Annotated in this window: 9 protein-coding genes; 6 read left to right on the forward strand and 3 right to left on the reverse strand. The window is 60.8% G+C overall.

What is annotated here, in order from left to right; all coding sequences use genetic code 11:
- Positions 1–19 precede the first annotated feature (19 nt).
- Positions 20–946, reverse strand: a complete 927-nt coding sequence (locus tag RS887_RS20730; RefSeq protein WP_322616805.1) for a 1-aminocyclopropane-1-carboxylate deaminase — start codon at positions 944–946, stop codon at positions 20–22.
- Positions 947–1,114: 168 nt separating this feature from the next.
- Positions 1,115–3,154, reverse strand: coding sequence for an NADPH-dependent 2,4-dienoyl-CoA reductase (locus RS887_RS20735; protein WP_322616806.1), 2,040 nt, complete (start codon positions 3,152–3,154; stop codon positions 1,115–1,117).
- A 321-nt stretch (positions 3,155–3,475) separates the two neighbouring features.
- Here RS887_RS20735 and RS887_RS20740 point away from each other — a divergent pair, with 321 nt between their 5' ends.
- The 6 genes from RS887_RS20740 (at position 3,476) to RS887_RS20765 (ending at position 8,685) form a co-directional block, all read left to right on the forward strand.
- Positions 3,476–4,252 carry an ABC transporter substrate-binding protein gene (locus tag RS887_RS20740; RefSeq protein WP_322616807.1) on the forward strand — a complete coding sequence of 259 codons (777 nt, stop codon included), beginning with the start codon at positions 3,476–3,478 and terminating at the stop codon, positions 4,250–4,252.
- Positions 4,253–4,343: 91 nt separating this feature from the next.
- A complete protein-coding gene (locus RS887_RS20745; RefSeq protein ID WP_322616808.1) occupies positions 4,344–5,033 on the forward strand; it encodes an ABC transporter permease in 690 nt (229 codons plus the stop codon).
- A 13-nt stretch (positions 5,034–5,046) separates the two neighbouring features.
- Positions 5,047–5,745 (forward strand): ABC transporter permease, encoded by a 699-nt coding sequence (locus tag RS887_RS20750; RefSeq protein WP_322616809.1) that lies wholly within the window; start codon positions 5,047–5,049, stop codon positions 5,743–5,745.
- Positions 5,746–5,754: 9 nt separating this feature from the next.
- Positions 5,755–6,867 carry a succinylglutamate desuccinylase/aspartoacylase family protein gene (locus RS887_RS20755; protein ID WP_322616810.1) on the forward strand — a complete coding sequence of 371 codons (1,113 nt, stop codon included), beginning with the start codon at positions 5,755–5,757 and terminating at the stop codon, positions 6,865–6,867.
- A gap of 18 nt (positions 6,868–6,885) precedes the next feature.
- The gene (locus tag RS887_RS20760) at positions 6,886–7,650 is read left to right on the forward strand and encodes an ABC transporter ATP-binding protein (RefSeq protein ID WP_322616811.1); all 765 of its coding nucleotides are present in this window, start codon (positions 6,886–6,888) and stop codon (positions 7,648–7,650) included.
- A 126-nt stretch (positions 7,651–7,776) separates the two neighbouring features.
- Positions 7,777–8,685: a MurR/RpiR family transcriptional regulator gene (locus RS887_RS20765; RefSeq protein WP_322616812.1), complete on the forward strand. Its 909-nt coding sequence runs from the start codon at positions 7,777–7,779 to the stop codon at positions 8,683–8,685.
- Positions 8,686–8,777: 92 nt separating this feature from the next.
- Here the strand turns inward: RS887_RS20765 and RS887_RS20770 are convergent.
- A partial coding sequence (locus RS887_RS20770) for an amino acid permease (RefSeq protein ID WP_322616813.1) occupies positions 8,778–10,065 on the reverse strand: 1,288 nt, incomplete at its 5' end.

Raw genomic sequence — 10,065 nt, forward strand, 5'->3', positions numbered from 1 at the left:
CATTGATTGGCTATGCCTTTCAGGTTTGTGAATCCCCCCCCCGTCGCCCCTGCAAACCGCCGGTGTGGACAAAGATCAGCCGCGAGCCTCGGGCGAACTTGCCCGCGGCGACTTGTTGCTTGAGGGCCAGCAGCGCTTTGCCGGTGTACAGCGGCTCAAGGGGAATGCTGCTGGCCTGCCCGGTCTTTTCGATGAAGTCGAGCAGCGGTTGATCGACCTTCGCGAAGCCGCCGCGACTGGCCTCGAACAGCTCATACGCCGTATCGACCACACCGGCTTGCTGCACGATCCGCTCGACCTGCTGCGCCACCCCATGATCATCCGGCACCGCCAGCGCACCGTACACTGGATGATCCCCCGCTTCGGCCAGCACCAGGCCAGCCAGCGTCGTACCAGTTCCGCAGGCCAGCCACCAGCCGTCGTAGTCGCTCCAGCCCAAGCCCTCCAATTGCCCGCACACGGCGGTTCGCAATGGCATGCAACCGACGGCGCCAGGCAAACCACCTCCCCCTTCAGGCACCGGATGCAGCGTCGGGTAGCGGGTGTGCCAGGGTTGCCAGAAACCCGCTTCATGCCTCGCTCGATAACCTGCGTAACCCAGCCAGTGCAGCTGCATGCCGAACGCCTGCAAGTCGTTGACCGTCGGGGTTTCCTGAGGATGCCCGCGTAACAGGCCGACAGTGGCAAAGCCGAAACGCTTGCCCGCCGCCGCCAATGCGTGGAGATGATTGGAGTGCGCTCCGCCCAGGCTGATGATGCCTTCGGCACCCAAGCGGTCGGCGGTCTTCAGGTGTTCGACGAGCTTGAACCATTTGTTGCCGCTGATCAGCGGGTCGATCTGGTCCAGGCGCAGGATCGCCACTTCGATGCCGGCGTCAGTGAGCCAGTCGAGGTGAAGGCGTTCGAGGGGAGCCTGGGGTAGCCAGGTGTCGGGAGGGAGAAGCATTGACGCCGGATCCGAGTAGGGAACCGGCATCTTAACAGTCTTGAGGACGCCTTCGCGGGCAAGCCCGCTCCCACAACGGATTTGCGTCGTTCACAAAACCCATTAACAACGCAATAACTGTGGGAGCGGGCTTGCCCGCGATAGCCTTTGGCACGCTGGACCTGCGTATTACAACTGCGCCGCCAACCGCGAACCCTGATTGATCGCCCGCTTGGCATCCAGCTCTGCCGCGACATCCGCGCCACCGATCAAGTGCACGTTCTGCCCCGCCGCCACCAGGCTTTCATGCAACTCACGTAGCGGATCCTGCCCGGCGCAAATCACGATGTTGTCCACTGGCAGCACCTGCGGCTCGCCGGTTTCGCCGATGCGGATGTGCAGGCCTTCGTCGTCGATCTTCAGGTATTCAACGCTGTTGAGCATCTGTACCTGCTTGTTCTTGAGACCGGTGCGATGAATCCAGCCGGTGGTCTTGCCCAGGCCGTCGCCGACCTTGGATTTCTTGCGTTGCAGCAGGAACACCTCACGGGCCGGCGCATGGGGCGCAGCCTTGACACCGGCAACACCCCCGCGTGCCTCAAGGTGCATATCGATGCCCCACTCTTTCCAGAACGCGGCGCGATCCTGACTGGTGGCCACGCCTTGATGAACCAGGAACTCGGAGACGTCGAAACCGATACCGCCGGCACCAATCACCGCGACACGCTTGCCGACCGGTTTGCGCTCCAGGATCACATCCAGGTAGCTCAACACCTTGGCGTTTTCCACCCCTGCAATCGCCGGCACGCGCGGCGCAATACCGGTGGCCAGGATGATCTCGTCGTAGCCGCCCTCGACCAGCCTGGCCACGTCGACGCGGGTGTTCAGGCACACCTCGACGTTGGTGGTCTGCAGCTTGCGATTGAAGTAGCGAATGGTTTCGTAGAACTCTTCCTTGCCCGGAACGCGCTTGGCGATGTTGAACTGGCCGCCGATTTCGCTGGCCGAATCGAACAGCGTCACCTGATGGCCACGCTCGGCCGCCACGGTCGCGGCGGACAAACCGGCAGGGCCGGCACCGACCACGGCGATTTTCTTCAGCTGCTGCACGGGCAGGTAATTGAGTTCGGTTTCGTGGCAGGCACGCGGATTGACCAGGCAACTGGTCAGCTTGCCGCCGAAGGTGTGATCGAGGCAGGCCTGGTTGCAACCGATGCAGGTGTTGATTTCATCGGCGCGACCTTCAGCGGCCTTGTTGACGAAATCCGGATCGGCGAGGAACGGCCGCGCCATGGACACCATATCGGCATCGCCCTCGGCCAGGATCTGTTCGGCGACTTCCGGCGTGTTGATGCGGTTGGTGGTGATCAGTGGAATGTTCACAGAACCCCGCAGCCTGGCCGTGACCTTGCTGAACGCGGCGCGCGGCACTTTGGTGGCGATAGTCGGAATCCGCGCTTCGTGCCAGCCGATACCGGTGTTGATGATGGTTGCGCCGGCCTGCTCGATGGCCTTGGCCAGTTGAACGATCTCTTCCCAGGTGCTGCCGCCTTCGACCAGGTCGAGCATCGACAGACGGAAAATGATGATGAAGTTCGGGCCGACCGCTTCACGCACGCGACGGACGATTTCCACCGGCAGGCGCATGCGGTTTTCATAGCTGCCGCCCCAGCGGTCGGTACGGTGGTTGGTGTGAGCGGCGAGGAACTGGTTAATGAAATAACCTTCGGAGCCCATGATTTCCACACCGTCGTATTCGGCGGTTTGTGCCAGTACCGAACAGGTGACGAAATCGCTGATCTGCTTCTCGATGCCTTCCTCGTCCAGCTCCTTGGGCTTGAACGGGTTGATCGGCGCCTGGATCGCGCTGGGTGCGACCTGTTTCGGGCTGTAGGCATAACGACCGGCATGGAGAATCTGCATGCAGATCTTGCCGCCTGCGTCATGCACGGCACGGGTGACGGTACGGTGCTTGAGCGCCTCTTCTTCGGTCGTCAGCTTGGCCGCACCGGAATACACGCCACCTTCATCGTTCGGGCCGATACCGCCGGTGACCATCAGGCCGACACCGCCACGGGCACGTTCGGCAAAGTACGCCGCCATGCGTTCGAAACCACCCGGTTTCTCTTCAAGACCGGTGTGCATCGAACCCATCAGGGTGCGGTTGCGCAAGGTGGTAAAACCCAGGTCCAGCGGGGCCAACAGGTGCGGGTAATGAGCGGCGGTCATCGGTAACTCCACATCGAGCGATCACGGAAAGTGCAGGAGCTCTACGGCCCCCATCAGTCATGTTCGACAGACTAAGAGTCGCGCCGCTGCCGCTCAATGACCGTAACTGACAACTTAATGATCGAAATGAGCAGCCGCATTTGGCAAACGCGGGCACTGATGCGCTTTGTCGCGCCCCAGATTGATATGTTTATTTTCATTTTGTTGCTTATTGATTTTTATTGTGTCATTTATATTCCCGCCGATCACAGGACTGATCCACCGCGCCAACCTGGATGGCGGGCACCCGTTTCCCCCAATGCCCTCCAAGGAGTCAACAATATGAACAAGACAGAACTTCTAGGTGCTCTGGCGCTGTGCGCTTTCAGCTTCCTGGCACATGCCGACGAAGACAGCCTGCGTATCGGTATCGAAGCCGCCTACCCGCCCTTCTCCTTCAAGACGCCGGAGGGCAATGTCAGCGGGTTCGATTACGACATCGGCAACGCCTTGTGCGAAGAAATGAAGGTCAAATGCGAGTGGGTCATTCAGGAATTCGACGGCATGATCCCGTCGCTCAAAGTGCGCAAGATCGATGCCGTGCTGTCGTCGATGTCGATCACCGAAGACCGGATGAAGTCCGTGGACTTCAGCAAAAAGTACTACCACACACCGGGCAAGTTCGCGATGAAGGCCGGCAACGTGATCAATGACCCTCTGGTGGACCTCAAGGGCAAGAAACTCGGCGTGCAACGCTCCTCGACCTACGATCGTTTTGCCAGCGAGCAACTGGAAAAAGCCGGCGTCGTCGTGGTGCGCTACGCCTCACAAAATGAAGCCTTCCTCGATCTCGCCTCGGGTCGACTGGATGCCACCCTCGCCGACATCGTCAACACCGACGAAAGCTTCATCAAGACAGCCGCTGGCCAGGGCTTCGCACTGACCGGGCCCGATATCAACGACCCGAAATACTTTGGCCGAGGCGCCGGGATCGCCGTGCGCAAAGGCGACGCCGCCAACGTTGCGCGCCTGAGTGCGGCGATTGACGCCATCCGCGCCAATGGCAAGTACCAGCAAGTGATGGCCAAGTACTTCGCGTTCGATATCTACGGCGAGTAAGCCTTACCCATAGCCCCGGTGCCGGCCCATTGCAGGCGCCGATTCGGGCTTGTCTTGCGCGCCTCGCGGCGCTCGCTTGAGGAACTTCATCATGCTTCACGGCTACGGATCGAGCATTCTCGATGGCGCCTGGCTGACCATAAACCTGGCCTTGACCTCCATGTCCATGGCGATTGCCCTGGGCCTGATCGGCGCGGCCTTCCGATTGTCACCGCTCAAATGGCTGGCCATGCTCGGGGAAAGCTACACCACCCTGATTCGCGGCATTCCAGACCTGGTGCTGATCCTGCTGATCTTCTACGGCGGCCAGGATCTGGTGAACCGCATTGCATTGGCATTCGGCTACACCCGCTACATCGACATCAATCCCTTTATCGCTGGCGTCTGCACCATGGGCTTCATTTTTGGCGCCTACCTCTCGGAAACCTTTCGCGGCGCCTTCATGGCGATCCCCAAAGGTCAGGCCGAGGCCGGCGTGGCCTATGGCATGAGCGGGGCGCAGGTGTTCTGGCGAATTCTGGTACCGCAGATGATTCGCTTCGCCATTCCCGGGTTCACCAACAATTGGCTGGTACTGACCAAATCCACCGCGCTGATCTCGGTGATCGGCTTGCAGGACATGATGTTCAAAGCCAAGAACGCAGCGGATGCCACACACGAGCCGTTCACGTTTTTCCTCGCCGTGGCGGCGCTGTACCTGATGCTCACCAGCCTGTCCTTGCTGGTGCTGCGCTATCTGGAAAAACACTACTCGGTCGGCATCAAAGCCGCCGAATTGTGAGGGGAGCACACCCATGATTCTCGACTACAACCTGATCTGGGAAAACCTGCCGCTGTACTTCAATGGCGCCTTGTTGACCCTCAAAGTCCTGCTCATTTCCCTGGCCCTGGGCTTGGTCCTGGCGATTCCGCTGGCGCTGATGCGGGTGTCGCGATCGCCGCTGATCAACTTCCCGGCCTGGCTCTATACCTACGTGATTCGTGGCACGCCGATGCTGGTGCAATTGTTCCTGATCTATTACGGCCTGGCGCAGTTCGAAGCCGTGCGCCAAAGCGTACTCTGGCCTTACCTCTCCAGCGCCACCTTTTGCGCCTGCCTGGCCTTCGCGATCAATACCAGTGCCTATAGCGCAGAGCTGCTGGCCGGCAGCCTGAAATCCACCGCCCATGGCGAGATCGAAGCCGCCAAGGCCATGGGCATGTCCCGCCTGACCCTGTACCGCCGCATTCTCCTGCCGTCGGCCTTGCGCCGGGCATTGCCGCAGTACAGCAACGAAGTACTGATGATGCTGCAAACCACCAGCCTCGCGTCCATCGTCACCCTCGTCGACATCACCGGGGCCGCGCGCACGGTCAGCTCACGGTTCTATCTGCCGTTCGAAGCGTTCATCACCGCCGGCCTCATCTACCTCGTCCTGACCTTCATTCTGGTGCGTCTGTTCAAGCTGGCCGAGCGCCGCTGGCTGGCGTATCTGGCACCGCGCAAGCATTAAGGAGCTGATATGGAACACATTCAATACCTGCTGCCATGGAGTGCTTCGGGCACTGAACGAACATTGTCGCTGTTTCGTTTTGGCAGCGGGCCACGCAAGGCGTACATCCAGGCTTCCTTGCATGCCGATGAGCTGCCGGGGATGCGTGTCGCCGTCGAACTCAAGCGCCGTCTGCTTGAACTGGAAGCACAAGGGCGCCTGACAGGGGTCGTCGAATTGGTACCGATGGCCAACCCGATCGGTATCGGCCAAATGTTCCAGGCCACCCATCAGGGTCGCTTCGAGTTCTCCAGCGGCAAAAACTTCAACCGCGACTTCCCGGAGCTGGCTGAAGCCGTCGCTCCGTTGCTGGAAGGTCGACTGGGAAATGACGCCGACGTCAACGTCGCACTGATCCGCCGCGCCATGGCCGAGGTGATCGCCGACATGCCGCCACCGGCCTCGGAACTCGACGGCCTGCGCCGCCTGTTGCTGCAGCATGCCTGTGACGCCGATGTGGTGCTGGACCTGCACTGCGATTTCGAATCGATCATGTTGTTGTATGCGATGCCGCAACACTGGCCACGCCTGCAGTCACTGGCCGCGCGCCTGGGTGCCGGGGTGACGCTGTTGGCCGAAGGCGCGGGCGGCAATGCCTTCGACGAGGCCTGCGCGATTCCCTGGCTACGCCTGACCGAGCTGTTTCCTGAAGCCAATATCCCGCTGTCGTGCGCGGCCACCACCATCGAGTTGCGAGGCATGGCGGACACCGAACGCGAGCAATGCATCGACAGCGCTCAGGCCATTCTCGGTTATCTCGCAGAGCAAGGCCTGATCAGCGGTGAATGGCCGGCGGCCCCGCCGAATGGCTGCGAAGCGATGCCCTTCGCCGGGGCGCAGTACGCGTATGCGCCGCATCCGGGGGTGGTGAGTTTTCTGCAACCGCTGGGAGCGCGAGTCAAGGTCGGCGACCCACTGTTCGAAGTCATTGACCCGCTGAACGACCAGCATAGCGTAGTGCGCGCCAGCACCGACGGCATCCTCTACGCCCGCGAACGTCTGCGTTTTGCCCAGCCCGGTTTGTGGCTGGCCAAAGTCGCAGGCTTCACCCCTATTCGCCAAGGCCGCTTGCTCAGCGACTGATGCCAGAGAGTTCAAACCATGTACAAACTTGAAATTCAGGACCTGCACAAAAGCTACGGCGACCACCAGGTGCTCAAGGGCATCTCCCTGCAAGCCCAGGCCGGTGACGTGATCAGCATCATCGGCTCCAGTGGCTCGGGCAAAAGCACCTTCCTGCGCTGCATCAACCTGCTGGAGCAACCCAACGCCGGCAACATTGTGCTCAACGGCGAACCGCTCAAACTGGTGGCCAACAAACTCGGCGGGCTCAAGGCTGCCGAGCCCAGGCAGTTGCAACGCATGCGTTCACGCCTGTCGATGGTGTTCCAGCACTTCAACCTCTGGTCGCACATGAGTGCGCTGGAAAATGTCATGGAGGCCCGGGTGCATGTGCTGGGCCTGGGCAAGAAAGAGGCTCGGGAAAAGGCTGAGCACTACCTGAACAAAGTCGGTGTGGCGCACCGCAAGGATGCCTGGCCCGCCCATATGTCGGGTGGCGAACAGCAGCGCGTGGCGATTGCCCGCGCACTGGCGATGGAACCGGAAGTGATGTTGTTCGACGAGCCAACCTCAGCCCTCGACCCCGAACTGGTGGGTGAAGTGCTCAAGGTCATGCAGGATCTGGCACTGGAGGGTCGCACCATGGTGGTCGTGACCCACGAAATGGGGTTTGCCCGTGAGGTCTCCAACCAACTGGTGTTCCTGCACAAGGGCCTGGTCGAAGAACGCGGCGACCCGCGTGAAGTGCTGGTCAATCCACAGTCCGAGCGCCTTCAGCAGTTCCTGGCCGGGAGCCTGAAGTAGTCCGCTGTTCAGCGATCGATTGCGCTGCGCTGCCCGGACCGGGTTGGCTTCAGATACACTCCAGCCAACCTTGTCAGGGCATCAGGCACAGCCCTTCTCCCACCTTCAGGAACCGTTGAGCCGGATATGCCAACCCCATCAAAAGACACCACGGTCTACGCCGCGCCGGTCATGCGCAAACTGACGGAAATCGTTTCCGAGCTGCCGCCGTCACTGCGCAAGGTGGCGGACTTTATCCTGCGTCACCCGTTGAAAGCCGCGACGCTGACCATCGAGGAAATGGCTCACGAAACCTCGACCTCGCCCGCCGCCGTCAACCGTTTGGCCAAGGCGTTGAACCTCGGTGGCTACACCGGCATGAAGGCCGAACTGGTCGCGACTTTGCAGCAGATGGTGTCGCCGGTCGACAAGCTACGCAACGAACTGGCCCATCGCCCTGGCGGCGCGTTTGGCCTGCATGAGCAAATCCAGAGCGCCAGCAGCAACCTGGCCACGGCGTCGACCAACAACCACGCCGACACCTTTGAAGCGTTCGTCACTCGCCTGACCACCGCGCGCAAAATTTACATCCTGGGGTTCGGCAACAGTGTTTACTTCGCCGGCCTCGCCGCCTCGACCCTGATGCCCTTCTGCGCCGACGCCACCGCTATCAGCATGGAAGGCGGCAACGAAAATGCCGCGTACCGGCTGGCCGCGATCACTGATCAGGACGTGTTGCTGGCGATTTCCCTGCCGCGCTACTCCCTCGACACCCTGCAACTGGCACGCTTCGCCAATGAACGTGGCGCGTCGGTGCTGGCGATTACCGACTCACCCGCCTCGCCGCTTACCGGCATTGCCGAGCATGTACTGTTTGCGCCTTGCGATCATCCGGTGTTGACCAGTTCCAACATCGCAATGCTCGCCTTGATCGAAGGGTTGGTCGCCGGCGTGATGGCGCGCAACAAAGAAGCGGTCAAACTGGCGACCGAACTGACAGAAAGCGTGATGTCGTACCTGCACATCCCAACCAGCGGCAAACCACCGAAAAAGTGATGCCGTTATCGTTTGGCGATGCCTTGAAAGCGAAACGGGCCGGCTGACAAGTGTCAGCCGGCCCGTTTCGCTCGTAGCTCACTCAAATCGGATTAACGCTGAGAGAGAGGTTGATCGTTGGAAATCAGGGCCGCCTGTCCTGCCACCGGTTTGACCCACGTCAGGTAGGCCAGCACCAGCAACACGATCCAGACCACGCCGACGATCAACGCAGCCTGTGTGTCCGGGAAATAGCCCAGCACACCGAAGACGAACAGCATGAAGGCAATCGCCGCCATTGGCGCATAGGGCCAGAACGGCACCGGGAACTTCAGTTGCGCAACCTGCTCGGCACTCATGGAGCGACGCATGGCCACCTGGGTCAACAGAATCATCAGCCAGACCCACACCGTGGCAAAGGTCGCGATGGAGGCGATCAGCAGAAAAACGTTTTCCGGGATCAGGTAGTTCAGCAATACGCCTAGCAGCAGCGCACAGCTCATCACAACCACCGTCAGCCACGGTACGCCATTGCGCGACAAGCGGGCGAAGCCTTTCGGGGCATGCCCTTGCTGAGCCAGGCCATACATCATGCGACCCGCACCGAAGATGTCACTGTTGATGGCCGACACCGCCGCCGAGATCACCACGATGTTGAGGATAGTGGCCGCCGAGCTGATGCCCAGGTTGTCGAAAATCTGTACGAACGGGCTGCCCTGGCTGCCGATCTGCTGCCACGGAAAGATCGACATCAGCACCAGCATCGTCAGCACGTAGAACAGCAGAATACGCAACGGCACGGCATTGATTGCCCTGGGCAGCACATGCTGCGGATCCTTGGCTTCACCGGCGGTAACGCCGATGATTTCAATGCCACCGAAAGCAAACATCACCACCGCAAACGAGGCGATCAGACCGCCCACGCCATTGGGCATGAAGCCGCCCTGGGTCCAGAGATTGCTGATATCGGTCGCCTGGGCACCCGGCGCACTGCTGATACCGAACAGCATGATGCCGAAGCCGCCCAGGATCATCGCGACGATGGCCGCGACCTTGAGCAACGACAGCCAGAACTCCATTTCACCGAAGACTTTGACGTTGCACAGGTTCAAGCCGCCGACCACCGAAACGATGCCCAGCACCCAGATCCAGCGGGAGACTTCCGGGAACCAGAACCCCATGTAAATGCCGAACGCCGTCACGTCGGCCATACCGACGATGACCATTTCAAACGCGTAGGTCCAACCGAGGATGAAGCCCGCCATCGGCCCCAGATAGGTGCTGGCATACTGGCCGAATGAACCGGCCACCGGGTTGTGCACCGCCATCTCACCCAGGGCGCGCATGACCATGAACACCGCCGCACCACCGATCAGGTAAGCGAGCAGGACCGCGGGGCCA

This window comes from Pseudomonas sp. BIC9C, assembly GCF_034541995.1.
In the GTDB taxonomy this organism is placed as follows: domain Bacteria; phylum Pseudomonadota; class Gammaproteobacteria; order Pseudomonadales; family Pseudomonadaceae; genus Aquipseudomonas; species Aquipseudomonas fluorescens_CC.